Source organism: Methylobacterium indicum, assembly GCF_017347565.1.
GTDB classification, from domain to species: domain Bacteria; phylum Pseudomonadota; class Alphaproteobacteria; order Rhizobiales; family Beijerinckiaceae; genus Methylobacterium; species Methylobacterium indicum.
The window spans coordinates 4,661,707-4,683,355 of the sequence record NZ_AP024145.1 but is presented as its reverse complement, the minus strand read 5'-3'; the positions used below and the strand labels follow the sequence as shown (position 1 = coordinate 4,683,355).

Below are 21,649 nucleotides of genomic sequence, written 5' to 3'. Positions count from 1 at the left end.
GAGAGCATGCACCGGAGGCGAGGATGGACCCGATCACCGAAGCGGACCTGAACGCCTATATCGACGGCCAGCTCGATCTCGGCCGGCGGATCGAGGTCGAGGAGCATCTCTCGGCCCGGCCCGAGGTGGCGGCCCGGGTGATGGCCGACCTGCACACCCGCGACGCGCTCCGGGCCGCCTTCGGGTCGGCGCGGGACGATGCCGGGCGCGTCGGTCCCCAGCCCGAGCGCCTCGCCGCGGCGGCCCGCCGCCTCGACCGGGCCCTGACCTGGCGGCGCGTCGGCGCGCGGCTCCAGCGCGCCGCGGTCATCGCCATGCTGGTCGGCACCGGCTGGCTCCTGCACAACGAGACCGGTGATTTCGGCGTGCAGAACACGAACGCCTCGACGCATTCTCCCGCCTTCGTCGAGGACGCGCTCCAGGCCCGCCAGGCCGCCCAGATGCGGGCCCGGGTCGCCTCGCAGCGCCCGACCCCGGCCTACGACCGGCGCGAGGTCGAGGCCGCGACCGGCATCGCCCTGCCCGACCTGCCGGCCGACTGGCGCGTCGACGACATGCAGATCTTCCCCTCGCGCAGCGGCGCGGGCGTCGAGGTCGCGATCGATGCCGGCAGCCTCGGCAAGGTGGCGCTCTTCGCCACCCGCTCGGCCGATGCGGCGGCGCACGCCCCCGCCATCGTCCGCTCGCCGGAGGCCGTCACGGTCTACTGGACCGCCGGGCGCGGGGCCTACGCGCTCAGCGGCTCGGGGAGCGAGCCCGATCTCGGCCGCGCCGCCGCCACCCTGGCGGCCCTGCAGCACTGACCCCGCCACCCGTCTTCCCCCGGAGCGACCTCCCCGATGAACACCCCCTTCGCCTGGCAGACCCACGCCGCCCCCGCCGGCGCGGTCTTCGACGAGGGCCTGCGGCGCCACATGCTGCGGGTCTACAACACGATGGGCCTCGGCCTGGCGCTGACCGGCCTCGTCGCGCTCGGCGTCTCCTCGACCACGGCGCTCTACAAGCCGCTGTTCGGTACGCCGCTCAAATACGTCGTGATGCTGGCCCCGCTCGCCTTCATCATGGTCCTGTCGTTCCGCGCCGACCGGATCTCGGCCGCCACCGCCCACACCCTGTTCTGGACCTTCTGCGGGGTGATGGGGCTGTCGCTCGCCTCGATCTTCCTGGTCTTCACCGGCACCAGCATCGCCCGCACCTTCTTCATCACCGCGGCGATGTTCGGGGCGACCAGCCTGTACGGCTACACCACCAAGCGCGACCTCTCGAAGATGGGCTCGTTCCTGGTGATGGGCTTGATCGGCCTCGTCATCGCCAGCCTGGTCAACATCGTCCTGGCCTCGAGCGCGCTGCAATTCGCGATCTCGCTGATCGGCGTCGTGATCTTCACCGGGCTGACCGCTTACGACACCCAGTCGATCAAGGAGCAATATGCCGAGAACTGGGGCGAGGAAGCCAAGTCCAAGCTCGCGGTGTTCGGCGCCTTGTCGCTCTACCTGAACTTCATCAACCTGTTCCAGATGCTGCTGAGCCTGACCGGCGAGCGGGAATAGGTAACGAGCCGCCCACAGGGACGGACCCTCGACTTGACGCCCGCCTGCCTCGCGAGAGGTGGGCGGGTTTTTTTCTGATGGTGGCAAATTTGCTTTAAAATCTTGATCCCACCCTCGATCTCATCCTGAGGTGCCGGCGATCGGAGATCGCAGACTGAAAGGAGCCTCGAAGGAGGGCTCCAGATGCCGCCGCGTTCTCTTGACCCCTCCTTCAAGGTCAGTCGATCTTCGATCGTGTGCGATCTACGATCGCCGACACCTCAGGATGAGGTCGAGAGTGGGAGGCAGCATTCCTCAGCGCCCGGCCAGGGATCGTCCTCGATCGAGCGCCGTCACCCCGTACGTATTTGAGGCGCCGCGCCCCGCCCCCTTGACCTCGCGCCGCCCCAAGCCCCACACCGCGCCGCGAGAGGCGCCTCCCATGTCCGACATCCTGGTCATCGACAACTACGATTCCTTCACCTGGAATCTCGTCCACCTGATCGGGCCGCTCGCCGGCGCGATCGAGGTCGTGCGCAACGACGCGATCACCGTGGAGGACATCCGCCGGCGCGCCCCCGACGCCCTGGTGCTGTCGCCCGGGCCGTGCACGCCGAGCGAGGCCGGAGTCTGCCTCGACGTGGTGCGGGAGTTGAGCGACGAGATCCCGATGCTCGGCGTCTGCCTCGGCCTCCAGGCGATCGGGCAGGCCTTCGGGGGCGACGTGGTGCGGGCCCCGGCCCCGATGCACGGCAAGGTGTCGCGCGTGCAGCACCGGGCCACGGGGCTGTTTCGCGGCATCAACGGGCCGTTCGCCGCGACGCGCTACCACTCCCTCGTCGTCGAGCGCACGACGTGCCCGGCGAACCTCGTCGTGACCGCGGAGGCGGATGGGCTGATCATGGCGCTCGAACACGCCGAGCGGCCGGTCCACGGGGTGCAGTTCCACCCCGAGAGCATCCTGTCGCAGCACGGCGAGACGATGGTGCGCAATTTCCTCGACCTCGCCTCCGTCTGGAATGCCGGGGCCCGGAATGTCGGCGCCCGGGGTGACAAGCGCGGCCGAGATGTGCATTGACGGGACCGGCCCTTTAAGCCCGCGCTGAGATCAGGCTCGTTATCGTCATGGACTCGTTCAAGCCCTACCTGGCGAAGGTCGCCACGGGCGCCGCGCTGACGCGCGAGGAGGCGCGCCGCGCCTTCGACCACCTGCTCTCCGGCGAGGTGACCCACGCCCAGGCCGGCGCCTTCCTGATGGCGCTGCACGTCCGCGGCGAGGCTCTGGACGAGATCACCGGTGCGGCCGCGGCGCTGCGCGAGCGCATGACCCGCGTGGTCGCGCCCGAGGGCGCGGTCGACATCGTCGGCACCGGCGGCGATCACTCGGGCAGCTACAACGTCTCGACCCTGGCCTCGATCGTCACCGCCGCCTGCGGCGTGCCGGTGGCCAAGCACGGCAACCGCGCCGCCTCGTCCCGCTCCGGCGCCGCCGACGTCCTGTCGGCCCTCGGCGTCGGCATCGGCCTGACGCCGGACCATCTCGCCCGCTGCCTCGCCGAGGCGGGCCTGTGCTTCATGTTCGCCCAGGCGCATCACGCCTCGATGCGCCACGTCGCGCCGGTGCGGGTCGAGATCGGCACCCGCACGCTGTTCAACGTGCTCGGCCCCCTGTGCAATCCGGCCGGCGTGCCGGCGCAGCTGCTCGGCGTCTACGCCCCCTCGCTCGCCGAGCCGATGACCCGGGTGCTGGCCGAGCTCGGCAGCCGTCGGGTCTGGACCGTGCACGGCTCCGACGGCCTCGACGAGATCACCACCACCGGCCCGACCGCCGTGGTGGCGCTCGAGGACGGCGCGATCCGCCGCTTCACCCTCGATCCGCGGGAGGTGGGCCTGCGCCTCGCCCAGCCCGAGGAGCTGCGCGGCGGCGATCCGGCCCACAACGCGGCGGCCCTGCGCGCCGTGCTCGACGGCGCCCGCACCCCCTACCGCGACATCGGCGTCCTGAACGCCGCGGCCGCCCTGGTGGTCGCCGGCCGGGTCGAGAGCCTGCAGGACGGCGTCGCCCGGGCCGCGCAGGCGATCGATACCGGCGCGGCCCGCGCGGTGCTGGAGCGCCTGGCGGCCGTCTCCACCACGTGATCGGATCCGGGCCGTCCGCCCGGGCCGCTTTCCTGCTATACCCGATCGACCCCCGACATCCCCGAGGGGAGGCACGGCCTTGTCCGACATCGACACGACGCACCCGGAGGGCGAGGCCCGGCCGCGCCCGGCCGACGTCCTCGCCCATATCGAGGCCTACAAGCGGCGCGAGATCGCGGCGGCGAAGCTGCGCGTGCCGCTGGCCGAACTCGAGAAGCGCGTCGCCAAGGTGGATCCGCCCCGGGGCTTCGCCGACGCGATCGCCGCGCATGTCGCGCAGGACCGCTTCGCGCTGATCGCCGAGATCAAGAAGGCCTCGCCGTCCCGCGGCCTGATCCGCGAGGATTTCGATCCGCCGGCGCTCGCCCGCGCCTACGAGGCGGGCGGGGCCACCTGCCTGTCGGTGCTCACCGACGAGCCCTCGTTCAAGGGCAAGCCCGAATACCTGACGGCGGCCCGCGCAGCCTGCTCGCTGCCGGTCCTGCGCAAGGACTTCCTGTTCGAGCCCTACCAGGTGGTGGAGGCCCGGGCCTGGGGGGCCGACTGCATCCTGGTCATCATGGCGAGCCTCGACGACGAGGAGGCCGCGGCCCTGGTCGAGACCGCCCACGACCTCGGCATGGACGTGCTGGTCGAGGTGCATGACGAGGCCGAGCTGGCACGCGCCCTCCCCCTCGGCACGCGGCTCATCGGCGTGAACAACCGGTCCCTGCGCACCTTCGAGGTCTCCCTCGACAACGCGGTGCGCCTGAGCCCGCTGGTGCCGGCCGACCGGATCCTGGTCGGCGAGAGCGGCATCGGCGGCCATGCCGACGCGCAGGTGCTGGGCCGGGCGGGGATCCGCACGCTGCTCGTCGGCGAGAGCCTGATGCGGCAGGACGACGTGACGGCAGCGACGCAACGGCTGCTGTTCGGCGATCAGACCTGATCCGATGGAGCGGCTCGGATCTCCGCGGTCAGGAACCCGATCAGGGCGTCGTTGACCGCCTCCGGCTCCTCGTGCTGGAGCCAATGGGTCGCCTCCGGGACGTACCGAACGGCGCCCTGCGCGCAGAGGCGCAGGCTCTCGGCGGCGAGGCCGCGCTCGAGCGCCGTGTCGCGCTCGCCCCACAGCACCAGGACCGGCGGCCGGATCGGCCCGGGGGCGGGCTCCCGCGGCAGGCGCAGGGCCCGGTACCAGTTCAGCATCGCGGTGATCGCGCCTGGCCTGCGCCAGGCGTCGGCGTAGGCCGCCAGATCGTCCGGCCCGAAGGTGCCGGGGCGGCTCGACGCGGTTAGGGCCCGTTTCAGGGCGGCGCAGTCTCCGGCCCGCAGCAGGGCCTCCGGCAAGCCGGGCAGCTGGAAGAACCCCACGTAAAAGCTGCGAAGGGCCTGGCTCGGGTGGCGGCGGGCATAGGCGCCGAAGACGTCCGGGTGCGGCGCGTTCAGGATCGCCACCCTGTCGATCCGGTCGGGGAAGCGGGCCGCCGCCCACCATGCGACGAGGCCGCCCCAATCGTGCCCGACGAGACGCAGGCGCTCCTGCCCGAAGGCGTCGGCGAGGCCGATGACGTCGCCGGCGAGCCGGTCGAGGTGATAGGCGGCGAGGTCCCCGGGCCGGCTCGACTCGCCGTAGCCGCGCTGGTCCGGCGCCACCACCCGCAGGCCGGCGTCCGCGAGCGGGCCGATCTGGCGCTTCCAGCTCCGCCGCGTCTCGGGAAAGCCGTGCAGCAGCACCGTGAGCGGTCCGTCGGCGGGACCGGCCTCGGTGACGGCGAGGGTGAGGCCGCGAACCGGGATGGACCGGGTGATGTGGGCCGGGTTCACGGGATCGGGGAACGTCGTCACGGCACTCTCCCCAGAGGCGGCGGACGAGAGCGAAACGCCGGGGGGCGACACGGGGTCCCCGACCGGGGTCCGTGATGGAAGCGTTGCCACGACGCATCACCTGCGTCGTCAATGCCACGAAACGCCCAGCGGGCCCTTGCCAGCGATGCCGGCAGGGCCTAGCTTGGTTGGGCAACGCGGCGATGGCGTCGCGGCGTTGCTGCCCTCTTTGGGCGTTTCCTCCCTAGACTTGGGCCACACTTCGGTGTGGCCCTTTTTCTTAGGTGCGAGGCCTCCTGTCAACGGCCAAGCCGGCCCTGACGGCATTGATTTCACGTCATTTCACGCATCGCCCCAGTTGCTTGGCATCGGCTTGCCCGAGCCGCGGCATTGCCGGCCGGCGATGTTCACCGTTCATCAAGCACGGGTGCGAATGCACACTGCACGGCCGCGCGTCAGGCCCTACACGGCAGCCAGTTACAGGACGGCGGAGGCTCGGCGATGATCAGGGAAAAACTCGACGACATCCGTTTCATCGCGACGCTCGCGGTCGTCGCGGTGGCCGGCAGCCTGATCGCCGGCCTGTTCGGCTGAACCGCATTCCGCGAGATCTGCCAGTCTGCTGTTCGCGCGCAGCGCCGGCCTTGTCCGGCGTGCCGATTCATGACCCTGGGACGCCCGCGCGACCGCCGATCCGGTGACGGGAGCCGAGGCGCGTCGACCGCGAGGATGGCGGGCGTGCCGGGGCCAGATCAGGCGGCCGAGCGCCGTACCGGCCCGGCGGCAAAAAAGGGCGGCGGCGAGAAACCAGGCGAGGCCGAGCCAGAGCCCCTGGAGCACCGCGAGCAAGCCCGATCCGAGCACCAGGGCGCCGCGACCGAGGAGCGCGAGGACCGCGCGGGTGCGCCCACCCATCCCTTCCGACAGGCGGGCGACGCGGCGCAGGTCGTCGGCGTTCTCCGCCACCGACAGGGCCTGGAGAGTGCCGCGCGTTCCGAGCCGCGCCTGGATCCGGGCCGATTGCTCGCCGACGGTGCGCAGCTCGCGGAACGGTCCGGGGCGCAGCACCCCCGTGGCGCCCCGGCGCAGGGCCGTGAGATCGAGCCGGCCGGCCGCCGCGGCGGTCGATCCCAGAGCTTCCCGGTCGACGGCGGCGGCAGCAGCGCGGCCGAGCCGGGCCGCGAGCGGCCGCGACAGCTTGCCGGTGCGGGCCGCGAGCTTCAGCGTCGTGGTGCCGGCATGGACCGGCACGCTGGTGCCGAGGGACAGGACGGTCGCCCCGGTCAGCGCCAGCCCGGCGGCGGCGAGGCCGAGGATCAGCGGGTCGTAGGCTTCGCCGCGCGAGAAGCGCCCGCCCTCGCGCCACAGGTCGCGCAGGTCGCCATAGCCGACGAGATCCCCCGCCACCGCTCCGGCGAGGCCGGCCGGCCCGGCCCCCTCCCCGCTGACGAAGCCGGCGGCGGCCTCCGACAGCGCCCGGCGCGGGGCATCCGCGGCGAGCGCCGCCACCCGCGCCCGGCGCTCGGGCGAGACCGCCACGCCACGCTCGTCCGCGAGTGCCAGGAAGCTGCGGGCGAGGTCGTCGTCGCCGGACGCCATCGCGGCGTCGAGCCCGGCCCCGATCCGTTCCGCATCGGCCATAGCGGGCAGTCGGAGCGCCGCCAGCGTCTCCGGGTCGTCGGCCGCCTCGCGCAGGTGCCAGGCCCGGTCGGCGGCCGGAAGCAGCACCGGGGCGGCCGCGGCGAGGCCGGCGGCCCCGAGGAGTAGGAGAGCCGCGGCCGTCGGGCGACGAGGCGGGTTCGGGGCATCGGTGTCCATCGCCCCGGTCCCGTCAATCCTGCTGCCGCGGTCGCCGCGGCGGGCGGGCCGCCATCGCGGCGGATGCGAGGGCATCCGCGGGTGCGGCCGGGGATGCCGCGGTCGGGCCCTCGGCGGAGGCGGCGGCCGGCTCGGCGGCGGGACCGGCCGCGGACTTGGCCGCTGACTTCGCACCGGCCCTGGGCCGTGCCGGCGCCTTGGCCTTCGGCTTCGCCGCCGGTGCGGAGACGGGCGCGAGAGTGCCGGCGAGCGCCATCAGGTGACGGCGATGGGTCACCGCCGGCGCGTCCTTGAGGTCCGGGTGGTGCTTGTCCAGGCGGGTCGCCAGGGCCTTCACCTCGGCATCCTTCAGCCCGTCGACGATCAGCGCCAGGGGCTGCGGGCCCAGGGCTTCGCGCACGGCGCGCAGGCCCGGGAGATCGAGGGTCTTGGCCTTCAGCTGCTTGGTCACCAGGGCGTGGGCGGCCTTGGTCACGTCGCTGCGGATCGCCGGGAAGGCCTCGGGTGCCTCCGCGATCGCGCACAAAACCGCGAGGCCGTCGATCTCAAGCGCCATCCAGGGCCTCCTTCAGCTCGGCCACCACGGGCGTGATCACCTCGCCGATCAGGTCGCGGGTGGCGTCGCGATACTTGTTGGCAAAGGTCTGATACTCGAGGGTCAGCGCGTTCGCCAGGGCGGCCGATTGCGGCACGCGGGTCCGGAACAGGCGGAAGCGCGCGTCGTCCGCCGCGGCGCTCGCCTGCAGGGTGGCGTAGGTGGTGGCCTGCTGCTTGGTGTTCTGCCAGCGGGTGATCAGGACATGCGGGGGCTTCTTGGGGGCCAGCATGCTCTCCGAGGCGCTGCCGACGCCCCAGATCGTCTCGTAGAACGCCTTCAGCCCGTAGGTGGACAGGAAATCCGAGATGCAGGCGACCACCACGAGGTCGCTCGCCCGGATCGCCACCTCGGTCATCGGCGAGATGCCGGGGGCGCAGTCGAACAGCACGTAGTCATACTGTTCGCGCAAGGGTACGAAGTCTTCCTGAAACAACTTCCACAGGTGGCCCTCGATGGCGTGCATCGAGTATTTGCGCTTGGTGAGCGCATAGATGATCTCGCGCTCGACGATGCGAAGCGACGGGCCGGAGGCGAGGAGCGAGATCGGCAGCGGCTCGCCGAGATGCGTGGTGCTCGAGACGTGATCGCGGATGAAGTCCGGCAAGGTGGCCTTGTCGCGGTCGACGATGCGCAGGCCGAGATAATAGTCGAGGGTGCGTCCCCCGGTGATCATCTCGGCAAGGACGGCATCGCCGGCAAAGCAAACCGAGGCGCTCGCCTGCGGGTCGAGGTCGATCACCAGCACCGACGCGCCGCCGGCGGCGAGCGCATCGGCCAGCATCACCACGCTGGTGGTCTTGCCGACGCCGCCCTTCATGTTGGCGACCGCGACCAGTTTGCCGGTCATGCGCCGGCCCGCGGGGCGGGAGCGCGGGACCGCGGCGCAGCGGGCGGGCGGGACGGGGCCATCGGGGCTCTCTTCACGGCGGAACCCCTTTCCACCACCGGCGCGCGAGGCGAGTCAAGGCCGGTTGCACCGGTCCGGCGCAGGGGGCAGCAAGGGCCGGTCAGCCGCCCGAGCAGCGCGTGTAGCTGGACGAGCCGCGCTCGCTCGCCCAGGTCAATCGGTTGCCCACCACCGTCAGGCGCACCCGTGAGGTCCAGCGACGGCCCGCGGCCTGGCAGGAGGCCGTCGTGGTCCAGGTCCGCCCCGCGCGGCGCGTCTCGCGGAACCGGCACAGGGTCTTGCCGGCCTGGGCGCTGCCGGGCCGGATCACGGCCGGCAGGAAACCGTGCCGGGCGGAGCGCCGCTTGGCGCAGGCCGCCGCGCTCGGACCCCAGACGCCCGCATAGGCCGGCGTCTCGTCCTCGTCCCGCTCGGTCTCGGGCGGGCGCTCGGCCTGCGCGGTCGGCGTGCGCGGCGCGGCCCGGGTCTCCCGGCGCGGCTCGGGCACGAGGCGTGACTGGCCCCGGCCGGCCGGCACCCGCTCCTCCACCTCGTCGTCGGCGGCGAGATCGCTCGCGGGGGCGGGCTTCACCGGGCCGAAACCGGTCTCGCCCTGGGCCGTGCCGCGCGGCGCGGTCTCGTCCTTGTCGTCGTCCCGCTTGTCCAGATCCCGCTTGCCGGCATCGGGTGGCGCCCGGTCGCGGGCGGCGGCCCGGCCCGGCGGCTCGCGCCAGCCAGCGGCCGGACGCGTTCCTTCGTCCGGCACGGCATCCGGGGGCGGCAGCCGGCGGCGGAAGATCGGCACCGTGGAGCGGTAGGGTTTCGAGAGCACCGGCGCATCCGCGGGCATCTCGAGGTCGGATTGCGCGACCGCCCGGCCGGCTCCGGCCATGCCGGCCGCGGCGGCCAGCCCCAACAGGCCGGCCACGAACAGGCCCGCGCGGTGAAACGCCCTCATGCTACCCCCAGGGTGCCCCGGCCGATGCCGGCGGTCGCGTCGTCGAGCGCTCGCAAGCCATTGTGGACATTGGCCCAGGGCCGCGAGAATGCGTCAAGTCGTCGGTGCCCCCAAGTCATCTTTCCGGTCGCGCCGGATTCGAGCCGCCGGTCCTTCTACCGACGGAAGATGCCCTTCAGAAGCTGCGACGTCCGGTTGCGTCGGCGCTTGCGCGCGAGCTCGGCCGCATCCCTCATCCAGGCGACCTGCACGACGCGCCTCTCGCCCGCGAAAGGCCGGTGGCCGTGCCAGGAATTGTCGGCGCGCAGGAAGGCGAACATCGTCCCCATGGTGGGCGGCACCTCGACCGCGTAGGGATCGAACCGCTCGCCGTCGTAGAGCACCCGCAGGCGACCGGCTTCCGCCGTCTCCCAGGCCTCGTTCATGTAGAGCAGGAGCGTCATCACCTTGGCGGCGCCGTCGGTGTGGATCGCCCCGTATTTGGACTGCGAGCGCCGCATGACCGTGGTCAGGCGCGGGCAGGAGACGAGGTCGATGCCGAACGTCTCGCCCAGCACCCGCGAGACCGCGTCGCTCTCCAGTTCCGCGACGAGGTCCCCGAAGCGTCCGGCGAGGCCCACCTCGTCCAGCGTGAGGTAGCCCGGCTTCTCGATGGCCGGAAAGTCGCGCAGGAGCGCGGGCACCGCCTCGGACCGGATCACCTGTCGGCCGAGGACGTAGCGGTAGGGCGCCTGCGTCAGGGGCGCGGCGCGGATCGCGTCGAGGTCGAGGATCGACGACGCCAGGGCTGGAACGTTCATCGAGGAAACTGCCGAAAGGGAAGACGACGAAGAAGGGAGCGTCGACGGAGTGATGACGGCGGTGCGCGCCCATCGGATCTTGCAGCCATCCGCCCGGGAGGCAAGCGACGACCCGGGTGTTGCATCCGATTGCGGCACCGACACGGCATCGCGGCCGTCCGTGCGGCCGCGATGCTCGCGGAGGCCGTGCCGGCCGCGTCGCATTCACGTCTTGGCGAGCGATCGGACGCGACGAGCGCCAGGACGGCTCCTGCGCCCGCGCTCCCTCCCGGGAGTCCGCCGAGGTGGACGCGGTTTAACTTGCCACGGCAACGGTGCCATGGTCCTGCCACGGGGTCGACCCATGGCGGGACGGCCGGCGGGCAACGACCCAGGCCCGGACCGCACCCCTTCCCCGGCCCGCCCTCACAGGCGGGCCCGCCTTGAGGCCCGCCCCCGGGCGGCCCGGAGACCGCGATGCAAGGCTTGAAGCAGGCCCTCCTGCAGATCTGGCGCCTGGCCTATCCCTACTACACCACCCGCGAGGTCACGACCGTGCGGCTGTGGCCGCTGCCGGCGGTGAAGATGCAGGAACGCTGGGTCGCGCTCACCATGGCGGCCCTGGTGATCGGCATCGAGTTCGCCCAGGTCGCCATCAACGTGCGCCTGTCCTACTTCAACCGCGACTGGTTCAACGCCATCCAGGGCAAGGACGCCGCGGCGTTCTGGTCGCTGCTGTTCTCGGTGTTCTGCCTCTGGGCCGCGGTCTACGTGGCGAGCGCGATCATCCAGTACGTGATCCAGTCGTTCCTGCGCATCCGCTGGCGGGCCTGGATGACCCGGCACTACGTCGAGCGCTGGCTCGGCAACGACACCCATTACCGCATGGGCTTCTCCGGCGCCCAGGCCGACAACCCCGACCAGCGCATCGCCGACGACATCGACCAGTTCACCCAGACCACCCAGTCGCTGACCATCAGCTTCCTGTCGGCGGTCTCGAACCTGATCTCGTTCTCGGTGATCCTGTGGAACATCTCGGCCGCCTTCACGGTGCCGGGGACCGAGTGGCACGTGCCGGGCTTCCTGGTCTGGGGCGCGCTGATCTATTCGGCGCTCGTCACCTGGATCACCCACCGCATCGGCCGCGCGCTCGTCGGCCTCAACTTCGAGCAGCAGCGCCGCGAGGCGGATTTCCGCTTCTCGCTGGCCCGCCTGCGGGAATACGGCGAGCAGGTGGCCCTGCTCGGTGGCTCCCGGGCCGAGAAGGTCTCTCTCGGCGACCGCTTCTCCGCGCTGATCCAGAACTTCTACGCCATCGTCGACCGCCGCAAGAAGCTCGCCGCCTTCACGGTCAGCTACCAGCAGGTCAACGTGGTGATCCCCTACATCCTGGTCGCGCCCTACTACTTCGCCGGCCAGATCCCGCTCGGGGTGATGACGCAGACCGCCGGCGCGTTCTCGCGGGTCGAGAGCACGATGTCGTTCTTCATCACGTTCTACGTCACGCTCGCCGACTACAAGGCGCAGGTCGACCGGCTCACCACCTTCGACGCCGCGATGAACCGGGCCGACGCGATGGCCGCGGGCAGCGCGCTCGCGGTCGTGCCCGCGGCCGATGCCGGACTGCACCTGAAGGGCCTCGCCCTCGACCTGCCGGACGGCCGCCGCATCGCCGAGGCGCCCGCCCTCTCGTTCCGGCCCGGCGAGACGACCCTGCTCACCGGCCCCTCGGGCTCGGGCAAGTCGACGCTGTTTCGCGCCATCGCGGGCATCTGGCCGTTCGGCGAGGGCTCGGTCACGACCCCGGAGGGCGCCCGCCTGATGCTGCTGCCGCAGCGCCCCTACCTGCCGATGGGGACCCTGCGCGCCGCCGCGACCTACCCGCAGCCCACCGGCCAGCACGACGACGCGGCGATCCGCTCGGCCCTCGAGGCGGCGCGGCTGCCGCATCTGGCGGCGCGCCTCGACGAGGAGGCGCCCTGGGCCCAGGCCCTGTCGCTCGGCGAGCAGCAGCGCCTCGCCATCGCCCGGGCGCTGCTGGCCAAGCCCGACTGGCTCTTCCTCGACGAGGCCACCGCCGCCCTCGACGAGCCCACCGAGGCCGCGCTCTACCGGATGCTGCGGGAGGAACTGCCCGGCACCACGATCGTGTCGATCGGCCACCGCTCGACGCTGACCGCCTTCCACGACCGGCGGATCGACATGGCCCGCCGCGAGGACGGCCGCTTCGTGCCGACCGACCTCGCCGCGGCGGTCCCGGCGGAGTAGCCGGAAACGGGGCGACGAAGCGCCTTGACGCGCCGCGTCGCCCCGCCTAGAAGCCGGCTCACCGGGCGCGTAGCTCAGCGGGAGAGCATTCGCTTCACACGCGAAGGGTCACAGGTTCAATCCCTGTCGCGCCCACCACCCTTTACTGGACTGTTCGATCGGTTGAGCCGTGGCACCCCGCGCCACACTGTCTCGACGATCGGAGTTTCGGCCTCCGACGAGTACGCCCCTTGGGCCTCTCGTCGTCCCGCATCACGGCCGAGCCGGGCGCGTAGCTCAGCGGGAGAGCATTCGCTTCACACGCGAAGGGTCACAGGTTCAATCCCTGTCGCGCCCACCATTCCTTCCAAATCCCCGATCCGAACCGGACGTCGTCCGGCATCCTCGACATCCCTGACGACCCGCCTCGTCATCCCGGGGCCGCGCAAGCGGAGCCCGGGATGAGGCCGAGGGTGTCGGGCCCGTCGCTTCGACGATCAGGCCACGCCCGGATCGAGCCGGCGCACCGCGTCGTACAGCGCGTCGAAATGCTGGATCACCACGTCCGGCTCCAGCTCCTCCACCGGCACGTCGGTATAGCCGAACGGTACCGCCACCACCGGGATGCCGGCCGCCTTGGCGGTGGCGACGTCGGTGCGGGAATCGCCGACCATGATGGCCCGGGCCGGATCGCCGCCGGCCAGCGCGATCGTCTCGGTGAGGTGGCGCGGATCGGGCTTGAAATACGGGAAGGTGTCGCGGCCGCAGATCGCCGCGAAGCGCTCCTTGACGCCGAGGAGCTCCAGGAGGCGCAGGGAATGCTCCTCGGGCTTGTTGGTGCAGACCGCCAGGCGGTAGCCCGCCGCCTCGAGCCGGTCGAGGGACTCCACCACGCCGGGGAAGAGGTGCGACACCTCGCACAGGTGCTGGCCGTAATGGGTGAGGAACACCAGGAACAGTTCGTCGAGCTTGTCGGGCGCCAGCTCGCGCCCTCCGGCCGCGAAACCGCGCTGGATCAGCGCCCGGGCGCCCGCCCCGATCAGTTCGCGCGCCTGCGACAGCGCGACCGGCGGCAGACCCTCCCGGGCGAGGATCACGTTGAGCGTGCCGATCAGGTCGCCCGCGGTCTCCGCCAGCGTACCGTCGAGATCGAACACCACGATCGGCGCGGGGCCGGCAGCGGTCTTTGGCGTGGAGGATTCGCTCGGCATGGGATCTCGCGGCTTGCGATGGCGTGGGTGGCCTCCCTTACAGGCCGACGGCGCGCACGGCCAAGCCCGACGCGCACGCCCCCGCCCGAATGCCCAGCCCGGGACAAGCCGCCCCGAGCTATAACGCGCGCATGCGGACGGGTTGGCCGCCGCGCCGTGCGGGCGCGGGCCGAACCCCCGACAGGGTCGAGGAGCGGCGCGCCATGCGCGGGAGAACGGGTTATCGAATCGGCGCGGCCGTCGTGGCGGGCCTGCTCATGGCGGGCGCGGCGCGGGCGGCGTCCTACGAGTTCGTGCCGGCCCCCCAGGCCGACCTCAACCGGGTCTACCGGGTCGACAAGGCCACCGGCGAGGTGATCTCCTGCCAGTACGGCCTGCAGGAGAACACGATCGGCACCACCCTGTGCTTCGGCCCGGGCGAGGGCGCCGGGCCGCAGGCCCCGTCCGAATACGGCCTGGTGGCGTCGCGCCACCTGCGCGAGGCCGGCGTCTTCCGGGTCAACCACCGCACCGGCGCGATGAGCATCTGCTACGTTCTCGACGACGCGGTGGTGTGCACGCCGCAGGGCAATGCGGGCAGCGAGGTCCCGCGGACCGGATCGGCCCCGGCCCCGGCGAGCAAGCCCTGACGCGCTGAACTCACGACGACGGTGGACGAGCGGCCCGCTCCCATTCTTCGATGATCTCGTGGCCGCCGCAATCGATGGCGGTGTAGACCGCTTCGCCATCGATCAGGTCCGTCCGTAGGACGATGCGATCGTAGCGGGCGCTATCGATTAGGTAGTGGCCTGGCGCGCATCGCAGTGGCCGCAATCGCAGCTGGGGTTCCTGTGGATCGCGCTGGAACCGGATCATCCGGTTGCACGGTACACGACCCTGGCCGGGAGCCGTGCAGCCAAGCTTCATGACCCATTGCAAACCAACCCCTTTTCCGGACGACTGAAGCGAAGCGGAAGGAGATCCGGAATCCAGCACGAAAAGCCGCGAAGCGTCTCATTGTCTGCGACGGTGCAACAGGGTGAGCCGCTTCGCGGCATGTCCTCTGCTGGATCCCGGATCTCCTTCCGCTGACGCTCCAGTCGTCCGGGAAAGGGGGTGGAACGCCCGCGTGGTGGCCTCCACTTACTTCAATGTCGTGTACCGTGATCCGGTTGATGATCTGCTCGCGTCTCCCCTCGGACAGGAGAGCAAGGCGCGCACGGAAGCGATCCGAAATCCGTAGCGCCACCATCAGGCGGCAGGCGCTCGCAGATAATCTTCCAGGACGGCCGAATTGGTGAAGACTGGTCCGGACCGTGCAGCGGGATCGTGGCTCGCTCGGAGCGCGCGAAGCGCCAGGACGAGTTCGAACCGGATCAGGCAGGACCGAGCGTAGGCGGCGAACAGCCGGTCGCGCTCGGCAGCAAGGCGCACCGCGTCATTGGGGGCAACCGCCTTCACTCGCTTGAGAAACCGCCGCGTACGCTTCTCGAGATTTCGGAACGTTGCCGCCTGCGCGTCGGTCTGCTCCGCCAGGAGATCGATGAGCCGGTCCAGCTGATGCAGCTCCCGTGTCGCGACCGGTTCTGTCTCCAGCCGAGCCCGCAAGGCATCGACCTGCGTCTCGGCATCCCGCGCCCAGTCGGCATTCCAGCGCTCCGCATCACGAACCAGCCTCTCGGACGCGCGCGCCGTCACGGCACCGCGCAGAGCGAGGGAAGGCGAGACGATGGCGGGCGGCTGGCGGCTGAGATGATGCGTCAGGTCGATGAGCGCGGCATCGATCATGGGCTGGCCCTTTCCAAGGCATCCTAGCACCGGCGGCGCTCACGGGCGAGGCTGGATGGCCGCTTCCGCCTCCCCCGGCCGCGTGCTAGGGGCCTCTCGATCGGCGGGGCCGGCCGTTTTCGGGCGCTTCGCCGACGTGAGACCACATGCGGCGGGTTGCCATGCTGATTGCCTTCATCCGTTCGTCCTGCGGGGACCGGCGTTGAGCCCCGCCGAGCTCAAGCGCGCCGCGGCCGCCCGCGCGGTCGCCCTGGTCGAGGACGGGATGCGCCTCGGCCTCGGCACCGGTTCGACGGCGGCGCTCTTCGTCGCGCTGCTCGGCGAGCGGGTGCGGGCCGGCCTCACCGTCGTCGGCGTGCCGACCTCCGAGGCGACCCGCATGGCGGCCGAGGCCGCCGGCATCCCGCTGACCACGCTCGACGCCACGCCGGATCTCGACCTGACGATCGACGGCGCCGACGAGATCGACCCCGAGCTGCGCCTGATCAAGGGCGGCGGCGGCGCGCTCCTCCGCGAAAAGATCGTGGCGGCGGCGAGCCGCCGCATGGTGGTGATCGTCGACGGCGCCAAGCGCGTCGAGACCCTGGGGCGCTTCCCCCTGCCGATCGAGGTGGTGCCGTTCGGCCTCGTCGCCACCACCCTGGCGGTCGCGGCGGCGATCCGGTCCGCCGGCTGCGCCGGGCCGCTCGCGGTGCGCAAGGGCGCCGACGGCACGCCCTTCGTCACCGATGGCGGGCACTTCATCCTCGATGCGGGCCTCGGCCGCATCCCCGACCCGGAGGCGCTGGCGCGCGCCCTCGTCGCGGTGCCGGGCGTGGTCGAGCACGGCCTGTTCCTCGGGCTGGCCACCGGCGCGATCGTCGCGGAGGCGGCCGACGGCCAGCCCCGCATCGTCACCCTCGGGGCGGCCTGACGCGCCACCCGCCTGTCCTCGTCACGGTCGCCCGCTCAGGGCGCCGTCTTCCGGAGCAAAACGATGTCCCCGCGCCGTTCCCGTGTCCTCCTGGCGGGCCTCCTTGCCGCGACCATGGCCAGCCCGGCCCTCGCCCAGACGAAGCCGGCGGCCCCCGCCGCCCCGGCCGCCCCGCAGGCGGGCGCGATCACCCCGAGCCATCTCGCGCTCGCCAAGGAGGTCATGCTCTCCTCCGGCATCGCCCGCTCGTTCGATTCGATCCTCCCGGCCTTCGGCGAGCAGATCCGGCAGGCGGCGGTCACCCGGCCCGAGCTGACCAAGGATCTCAACGAGGTCATCGAGAAGCTGCAGCCCGAGCTCGAGCTGCAGAAGCAGCGCATCATCGACACCGCCTCGCGCATCTACGCCAACAAGCTCTCCGAGGGAGAACTGCGCGACATCGCGACCTTCTTCCGTTCGCCGTCGGGCAAGCGCTACGTCGAGACCCAGCCCCAGGTCCTCGACGACATGGTCCAGGCGATGCAGACCTGGACCCAGGAGGTCTCGGAATACATGATGGTCCGGGTCCGGGCCGAGATGGGCAAGCGCGGCCACCAGCTTCAGTGATCGCCGCGACGCCCGCCGGGACATCGGCCTCGCCAGCCGGCGGGAGAGCCGCGACGCTGGAGCGTCTCGGCGCCGTCGTGATCGCGGCCCTGCCGGCCTGCATGGCGGTCGCCAACCGGTCGAGCCCGGTGGTGGTCGGCCTCGCCGGGCTGCTGCTGCTCGCCGGCGCCGCGGCGTCGGGCCGGCCCCTGCGGCCGCTCCTCGTCGCGCCGCTGGCGACGCCGCTCGGCGTCGCCGCCCTGGCCTTCCTGGCCTGGTGCGGGATCAGCCTGGCCTGGAGCCCGCTCCCCGGCCTGTCGCTGCGCGCCCTGTCCGAGTTCCTGCCGGCCCTGCTCGGCGCCTACCTGGTGGCCCGCCTCGCGCCGCCGCATCTCGGCCGCGTCGCGGCGCCGGCGGCCTGGATCCTGATCGCGACCTGCCTCTACGTGGTCGTGGATCTCGCCTCCGGCCTCGTGATCCGCGAGGCGCTCGGCCAGCGCGCCGCCGCCTTCGCCTTCAACCGGCCGCTCCTGACCGTGATGCTGCTCGTCGGCACGCTGGCGCTCGTCCTGGTCGCTGCCGGCCGGCGCGCGCTCGCGGCGCTGGCGCTGGCGGTGTTCGCGATCGCGGCCTGGCGCTCGGTCAGCGGCGCCACGGTGCTGGGGCTCGCCAGCGGCGCCGTCGCCTTTCTCGCCCTGTGCCGGCTGCCGGCCCGGCTCGGCCTCGGCCTGACCGGGGCCGCGCTCCTCGGGGCGCTGGTCCTCGCGCCCGTCGAGGGCGACCTCCTCGCCCGCACGATGCCCGAGGCCCTGCATCAGCGGCTCGCCGGCAGCAGCACCCGGGCCCGGGTCGCCATCGCCCGCAGCTTCGGGGCGGCGGTCGCCGCCGATCCGTGGCGCGGGGCCGGCTACGGCACCAGCGCGCGGTTCCAGGACGTGCCGGTCGCCGAGCGGGTCGAGCCCGAGATGCGCTTCATGCTGGCGGTCGGGCATCCGCATAACAGCTTCCTGCAGGTCTGGGCCGAGCTCGGGGTGGTCGGCGCGGCCTTGGCCGCCCTCGTCATCGTGCTGACCTTGCGGGCGGTCTCGAACTGGGCCGCGACGGCCCGGACCATGGCGCTCGCGCTGTTCGCCGGCGCGGGCATCGTCGCCTTCGTCGAGCACGGCGCCTGGCAGGCCTGGTGGACCGCCGGCGTCGGCGGCGCCATCGCCTGGCTGCGCGCCCTGCCCTATCAGTTGCAAGATCCGACGCAAGATCCAAGGACCGAGCGGTGAGCGCCATGACCGAGACCCGCAACGACGCGTTCGACGTCGACCTGTTCGTGATCGGCGGCGGCTCCGGCGGCGTGCGGGCCGCCCGCATCGCCGCCGGCTACGGCGCCCGGGTGCAGCTCGCCGAGGAGTACCGGGTCGGCGGCACCTGCGTGATCCGCGGCTGCGTGCCCAAGAAGCTGATGGTCTATGCCGGGCGCTTCAGCGACGAGTTCGAGGACGCCGCCGGCTTCGGCTGGGAGGTCGGCACCCCGCGCTTCGACTGGGCGACCCTGAAGGCCCGCCGCGACGCCGAGGTGACGCGGCTCGAGGGCATCTACGCCACCAACCTGATGCGGGCCGGCGTCGAGGTGGTGGCCGACCGCGCCGTGATCGAGGACCCGCACACGGTGCGGCTCGTCCGCTCCGGCACCCTCGTGCGCGCCCGCCACATCCTGGTCGCGGTCGGCGCCCACCCGGTGAAGGAGCCGCTGATTCCCGGCGCCGAGCTCGCCATCACGTCGAACGAGGTGTTCGAACTCGAGACCCAGCCGGAGCGGATCCTGGTCGTCGGCGGCGGCTACATCGCGGTCGAGTTCGCCGGCGTCTTCGCGTCCCTGGGCACCCGCACCACCCTGCTCCATCGCGGCGACCGGCTGCTGCGCGGCTTCGACGGCGAGATCCGCCAGGCGCTGGGCGAGGCCTATGCCAAGCGGATGGACCTGCGCCTGAACACCACCGTCCACCGCCTCGACCGGCGCGACGGCGCGATTTGCGCCACCCTGCACGACGGCAGCGAGATCCTGGTCGACCAGGTGCTGGTGGCGACCGGGCGGCGCCCGAACGTCGCCGGGCTCGGGCTGGAAAAGGCGGGCATCACCCTGGATTCGGTCGGGGCGATCCCCGTCGATCGCTTCTCGCAGACCGCCGCGCCCTCGATCTACGCCGTCGGCGACGTCACCAACCGCGCGGCGCTGACCCCGATCGCGATCCGCGAGGGCCACGCCTTCGCCGACACGGTGTTCGGCCAGAAACCCTGGGCGGTCGACCACGACCTGATCCCCACCGCGGTGTTCTCGACGCCGGAGATCGGCGTCGTCGGCCACGGCGAGGAGGTGGCGCGCCGCCTCCACGGCGAGATCGACGTCTACGAGGCCCGCTTCCGGCCGATGAAGGCGACGCTCTCGGGCCGCGACGAGCGGATCCTGATGAAGGTGATCGTCGATCGCGCGAGCGACCGGGTGGTGGGCGTCCACGTGCTCGGCCACGATGCCGGCGAGATCATCCAGGCGGTCGGCATCGCGGTGACGATGGGGGCGACGAAGGCCGATTTCGACCGCACGATCGCGGTTCACCCGACCGCCGGCGAGGAATTGGTGACGATGCGTACGCCCTCGGTGGTCAAGCAGCCGGTCGCTGTCGGCTGAGGGCCGCCGCTACCGGCAGGCATCCGCGTAACGCCGCGGGGTGGTTCCGAAGGCTCGCCGGAAATGGCCGGTGAAGTGGCTCTGGTCGTAGAAGCCGTAGCGCGCCGCCGCCTCCGCCGGCGGTATGCCCCGCGCCAGCGCGGCCCTGGCGGCTTCGAGCCGCCGATGGACGACGTATTGGTGCACGGTCATGCCGGTTCGGGCCTTGAACAGCCGCATGACGTGGAACTCGCTCAGGCCGACCTGAATGGCGACCTCCGCGATCGCCAGGCGGCGGTCGAGGTTGCCCATGATGTAGTCGATTCCCCGCTGGATCGGAGCCGGGACCAGCCGCCGCGGCGCCAAGGGACGTGTGCTTCGCCCGTGTCGGCGAACGAGGAGCGCGAGCGCCCGCCCGATCGCCTCCTGCCGCCGCATCGCCTCGGCCGATCGGGCGGCGACGTCGACCGCGGACAGGAGAGTCTGGGCCAACGCCTCATCCTCGATCAGGAACGTCGTCCCGAGATCGAGTCCTCCATGGGGTGCGGTGAAGAGTTCGCTCGATAGTCGATCGAGGGCGGCGGCGCTCGGATAGAGGGCCGAGTAGATCCAGCCGCCGTCCCGCGCCGCTCGCTCCCCCGTATGCACCTCGCCGGGCGGGATGATCATCACCGTTCCGGGCGACGTCACGCCGCGCGCTCCGGCGATGCTGTACTTCTGGGCTCCGGCACGGAACGCGGCGATCACGAAGGCGTCGTGCGCGTGCGCGTCGTAGCGGCACGTCCGGCACTCGGCCCGCAGGAGGTCGATCCCTCCGAGAACCTCGCTGTCGTGCCAGAGCTCGATCCTGTCCTTCATCGCCGCACCGTTCCGACGCCGCCGGTGTAGCGCCGGGGCCGATACCGGTCGACCGCAGGATTTTCCCAACAGCAGGGATGTCCTATCGACGGCGGCCTCCGGCCGGATAGGCGTCCTGCCGCATCGGTACCGGTCGCCCGACATCAGGTCGGCGCCGGTCCGGATTGCCGGCGAGGAGTTCGATGCCGCCTGGATCTTCGATCGATCACCCGTCCCGCGGCCTGTTCGTACAGGGGGTCGCGGCCTGCCTCCCCACCGTCCTCGGCTACTGGAGCATCGGCTTTGCCGCCGGCGGCGTCGGGACGCTGTCCGGGTTCCCGTTTTCCGAGGTCCTCCTGCTCGCCGGGCTGCTCTATGCAGGCTCGGCGCAGTTCCTGTTCTATGGCATGGCCGCTGCGGGCGCCGGGCCGCTCGCGATCGCCACCGCGATCCTGCTGGTGAACATCCGCTACCTGCTGATGAGTTCGGCCCTGGCGCCATATTGTCGTGGCCAGACGCCGATACAGAAAGTCGTCGGCGGCGCGCTCCTGACCGATGAGACCTTCGCGGTCGCCTCCGGCTATGCCGTTCAGCACGGTTTCCTGCCGTTCCGGTGGCTTCTCGGCGTCAACGCGATCGCCTACCTGAACTGGATCGTCGCGAACGGCCTGGGGGCGGTCTTCGCCCGGACCCTGCCGGCCTCCGTCACCGACGGTCTGTCCTTCGGCCTCACCGCGATGTTCGTCGGGCTTTTGCTGCTCGCGGTCCTGGCGAGCCGGAGCCGGGCAGAGGAGTTGGTGTCCGTCGCCGTCGCGGCCGGTGTCTCGGCTTCGGCGCTCGGGCTCCTGCCGCCGAACCTCGCCCTCCTGTCGGGCGCGCTCGCCGGGGCGACGGCGGCGGCCGCCGCGCGCCTGAGCCGG

General features: G+C 71.9%; 20 protein-coding genes, 2 tRNA genes and 1 pseudogene. 14 read left to right on the top strand and 9 right to left on the bottom strand.

The features are described from left to right. The first annotated feature begins 23 nt into the window (after nt 1-23). The 5 genes from miv_RS21755 to trpC all read left to right on the top strand — a co-directional run bounded on the left by miv_RS21755 (nt 24) and on the right by trpC (nt 4,596). Nucleotides 24-803, top strand: coding sequence for an anti-sigma factor family protein (locus miv_RS21755; protein ID WP_082711635.1), 780 nt, complete (start codon nt 24-26; stop codon nt 801-803). A 36-nt stretch (nt 804-839) separates the two neighbouring features. After that, nucleotides 840-1,550 carry a Bax inhibitor-1/YccA family protein gene (locus miv_RS21750; protein ID WP_207178799.1) on the top strand — a complete coding sequence of 237 codons (711 nt, stop codon included), beginning with the start codon at nt 840-842 and terminating at the stop codon, nt 1,548-1,550. Nucleotides 1,551-1,971: 421 nt separating this feature from the next. Then, nucleotides 1,972-2,607: an anthranilate synthase component II gene (locus miv_RS21745; protein WP_048429121.1), complete on the top strand. Its 636-nt coding sequence runs from the start codon at nt 1,972-1,974 to the stop codon at nt 2,605-2,607. Between the two features lie 47 nt (nt 2,608-2,654). After that, on the top strand, nt 2,655-3,668 hold the full coding sequence (trpD, locus tag miv_RS21740) for an anthranilate phosphoribosyltransferase (protein WP_048429122.1): 1,014 nt from the start codon (nt 2,655-2,657) through the stop codon (nt 3,666-3,668). Between the two features lie 79 nt (nt 3,669-3,747). Then, complete coding sequence (gene trpC / locus miv_RS21735) at nt 3,748-4,596, top strand: indole-3-glycerol phosphate synthase TrpC (protein ID WP_207178797.1); 849 nt, start codon at nt 3,748-3,750, stop codon at nt 4,594-4,596. Here the strand turns inward: trpC and miv_RS21730 are convergent. From miv_RS21730 to miv_RS21705, 6 genes are all read right to left on the bottom strand, one after another. After that, complete coding sequence (locus miv_RS21730; protein WP_244748645.1) at nt 4,587-5,495, bottom strand: alpha/beta fold hydrolase; 909 nt, start codon at nt 5,493-5,495, stop codon at nt 4,587-4,589. The genes trpC and miv_RS21730 overlap by 10 nt on opposite strands. A gap of 456 nt (nt 5,496-5,951) precedes the next feature. Further along, nucleotides 5,952-7,292 (bottom strand): hypothetical protein, encoded by a 1,341-nt coding sequence (locus tag miv_RS21725; RefSeq protein WP_207178795.1) that lies wholly within the window; start codon nt 7,290-7,292, stop codon nt 5,952-5,954. Between the two features lie 13 nt (nt 7,293-7,305). After that, nucleotides 7,306-7,848 carry a hypothetical protein gene (locus tag miv_RS21720; RefSeq protein WP_048429124.1) on the bottom strand — a complete coding sequence of 181 codons (543 nt, stop codon included), beginning with the start codon at nt 7,846-7,848 and terminating at the stop codon, nt 7,306-7,308. Beyond that, nucleotides 7,838-8,737, bottom strand: coding sequence for a ParA family protein (locus tag miv_RS21715; protein ID WP_207178793.1), 900 nt, complete (start codon nt 8,735-8,737; stop codon nt 7,838-7,840). Before miv_RS21715 ends, miv_RS21720 begins: the two co-directional genes overlap by 11 nt. Nucleotides 8,738-8,897: 160 nt before the next feature. After that, nucleotides 8,898-9,734 (bottom strand): hypothetical protein, encoded by an 837-nt coding sequence (locus miv_RS21710; RefSeq protein ID WP_207178791.1) that lies wholly within the window; start codon nt 9,732-9,734, stop codon nt 8,898-8,900. A 155-nt stretch (nt 9,735-9,889) separates the two neighbouring features. Further along, complete coding sequence (locus miv_RS21705) at nt 9,890-10,534, bottom strand: 2OG-Fe(II) oxygenase (RefSeq protein ID WP_207178790.1); 645 nt, start codon at nt 10,532-10,534, stop codon at nt 9,890-9,892. A gap of 456 nt (nt 10,535-10,990) precedes the next feature. Here miv_RS21705 and miv_RS21700 point away from each other — a divergent pair, with 456 nt between their 5' ends. The 3 genes from miv_RS21700 to miv_RS21690 all read left to right on the top strand — a co-directional run bounded on the left by miv_RS21700 (nt 10,991) and on the right by miv_RS21690 (nt 13,121). After that, nucleotides 10,991-12,781, top strand: coding sequence for an ABC transporter ATP-binding protein/permease (locus miv_RS21700; protein ID WP_207178788.1), 1,791 nt, complete (start codon nt 10,991-10,993; stop codon nt 12,779-12,781). Nucleotides 12,782-12,844: 63 nt separating this feature from the next. Continuing rightward, a tRNA-Val gene (locus miv_RS21695) sits at nt 12,845-12,919 on the top strand. Between the two features lie 127 nt (nt 12,920-13,046). Continuing rightward, nucleotides 13,047-13,121, top strand: a tRNA-Val gene (locus miv_RS21690). A 136-nt stretch (nt 13,122-13,257) separates the two neighbouring features. On the opposite strand, the gene gph is transcribed toward miv_RS21690, so the two are convergent. After that, nucleotides 13,258-13,971 carry a phosphoglycolate phosphatase gene (gene gph / locus miv_RS21685; RefSeq protein ID WP_207178786.1) on the bottom strand — a complete coding sequence of 238 codons (714 nt, stop codon included), beginning with the start codon at nt 13,969-13,971 and terminating at the stop codon, nt 13,258-13,260. A gap of 203 nt (nt 13,972-14,174) precedes the next feature. On the opposite strand from gph, the gene miv_RS21680 reads away from it, so the two are divergent. After that, complete coding sequence (locus tag miv_RS21680) at nt 14,175-14,600, top strand: hypothetical protein (RefSeq protein ID WP_207178784.1); 426 nt, start codon at nt 14,175-14,177, stop codon at nt 14,598-14,600. 601 nt (nt 14,601-15,201) lie between these two features. Here the strand turns inward: miv_RS21680 and miv_RS21675 are convergent. Further along, a complete protein-coding gene (locus miv_RS21675; protein ID WP_207178783.1) occupies nt 15,202-15,738 on the bottom strand; it encodes a hypothetical protein in 537 nt (178 codons plus the stop codon). A gap of 202 nt (nt 15,739-15,940) precedes the next feature. Between miv_RS21675 and rpiA the strand changes: the two genes are divergently transcribed. The 4 genes from rpiA (at nt 15,941) to gor (ending at nt 19,913) form a co-directional block, all read left to right on the top strand. Next, nucleotides 15,941-16,651, top strand: coding sequence for a ribose-5-phosphate isomerase RpiA (gene rpiA / locus miv_RS21670; RefSeq protein WP_048460983.1), 711 nt, complete (start codon nt 15,941-15,943; stop codon nt 16,649-16,651). 63 nt (nt 16,652-16,714) lie between these two features. Next, a complete protein-coding gene (locus miv_RS21665) occupies nt 16,715-17,257 on the top strand; it encodes a DUF2059 domain-containing protein (protein WP_048460984.1) in 543 nt (180 codons plus the stop codon). Then, nucleotides 17,254-18,510, top strand: a complete 1,257-nt coding sequence (locus miv_RS21660) for an O-antigen ligase family protein (protein WP_244748644.1) — start codon at nt 17,254-17,256, stop codon at nt 18,508-18,510. Before miv_RS21665 ends, miv_RS21660 begins: the two co-directional genes overlap by 4 nt. Nucleotides 18,511-18,515: 5 nt before the next feature. After that, complete coding sequence (gene gor, locus miv_RS21655) at nt 18,516-19,913, top strand: glutathione-disulfide reductase (protein ID WP_207183589.1); 1,398 nt, start codon at nt 18,516-18,518, stop codon at nt 19,911-19,913. 9 nt (nt 19,914-19,922) lie between these two features. Here gor and miv_RS21650 read toward each other — a convergent pair whose 3' ends face one another. Next, nucleotides 19,923-20,750 (bottom strand): helix-turn-helix transcriptional regulator, encoded by an 828-nt coding sequence (locus miv_RS21650; protein ID WP_207178781.1) that lies wholly within the window; start codon nt 20,748-20,750, stop codon nt 19,923-19,925. 182 nt (nt 20,751-20,932) lie between these two features. Here miv_RS21650 and miv_RS33930 point away from each other — a divergent pair. Beyond that, nucleotides 20,933-21,361, top strand: a pseudogene (locus tag miv_RS33930) (AzlC family ABC transporter permease); the annotation flags it as partial. Between the last annotated feature and the right edge of the window lie 288 nt (nt 21,362-21,649).

Bases quoted from the DNA above. Each gene is read 5' to 3' on its own strand.
- miv_RS21755 (WP_082711635.1), top strand. From the start codon at position 24: ATGGACCCGATCACCGAAGCGGACCTGAACGCCTATATCGACGGCCAG.
- miv_RS21750 (WP_207178799.1), top strand. From the start codon at position 840: ATGAACACCCCCTTCGCCTGGCAGACCCACGCCGCCCCCGCCGGCGCG.
- miv_RS21745 (WP_048429121.1), top strand. From the start codon at position 1,972: ATGTCCGACATCCTGGTCATCGACAACTACGATTCCTTCACCTGGAAT.
- trpD (WP_048429122.1), top strand. From the start codon at position 2,655: ATGGACTCGTTCAAGCCCTACCTGGCGAAGGTCGCCACGGGCGCCGCG.
- miv_RS21725 (WP_207178795.1), bottom strand. From the start codon at position 7,292: ATGGACACCGATGCCCCGAACCCGCCTCGTCGCCCGACGGCCGCGGCT.
- miv_RS21720 (WP_048429124.1), bottom strand. From the start codon at position 7,848: ATGGCGCTTGAGATCGACGGCCTCGCGGTTTTGTGCGCGATCGCGGAG.
- miv_RS21715 (WP_207178793.1), bottom strand. From the start codon at position 8,737: ATGACCGGCAAACTGGTCGCGGTCGCCAACATGAAGGGCGGCGTCGGC.
- miv_RS21710 (WP_207178791.1), bottom strand. From the start codon at position 9,734: ATGAGGGCGTTTCACCGCGCGGGCCTGTTCGTGGCCGGCCTGTTGGGG.
- miv_RS21705 (WP_207178790.1), bottom strand. From the start codon at position 10,534: ATGAACGTTCCAGCCCTGGCGTCGTCGATCCTCGACCTCGACGCGATC.
- miv_RS21700 (WP_207178788.1), top strand. From the start codon at position 10,991: ATGCAAGGCTTGAAGCAGGCCCTCCTGCAGATCTGGCGCCTGGCCTAT.
- gph (WP_207178786.1), bottom strand. From the start codon at position 13,971: ATGCCGAGCGAATCCTCCACGCCAAAGACCGCTGCCGGCCCCGCGCCG.
- miv_RS21680 (WP_207178784.1), top strand. From the start codon at position 14,175: ATGCGCGGGAGAACGGGTTATCGAATCGGCGCGGCCGTCGTGGCGGGC.
- miv_RS21675 (WP_207178783.1), bottom strand. From the start codon at position 15,738: ATGATCGATGCCGCGCTCATCGACCTGACGCATCATCTCAGCCGCCAG.
- miv_RS21665 (WP_048460984.1), top strand. From the start codon at position 16,715: ATGTCCCCGCGCCGTTCCCGTGTCCTCCTGGCGGGCCTCCTTGCCGCG.
- gor (WP_207183589.1), top strand. From the start codon at position 18,516: ATGACCGAGACCCGCAACGACGCGTTCGACGTCGACCTGTTCGTGATC.
- miv_RS21650 (WP_207178781.1), bottom strand. From the start codon at position 20,750: ATGAAGGACAGGATCGAGCTCTGGCACGACAGCGAGGTTCTCGGAGGG.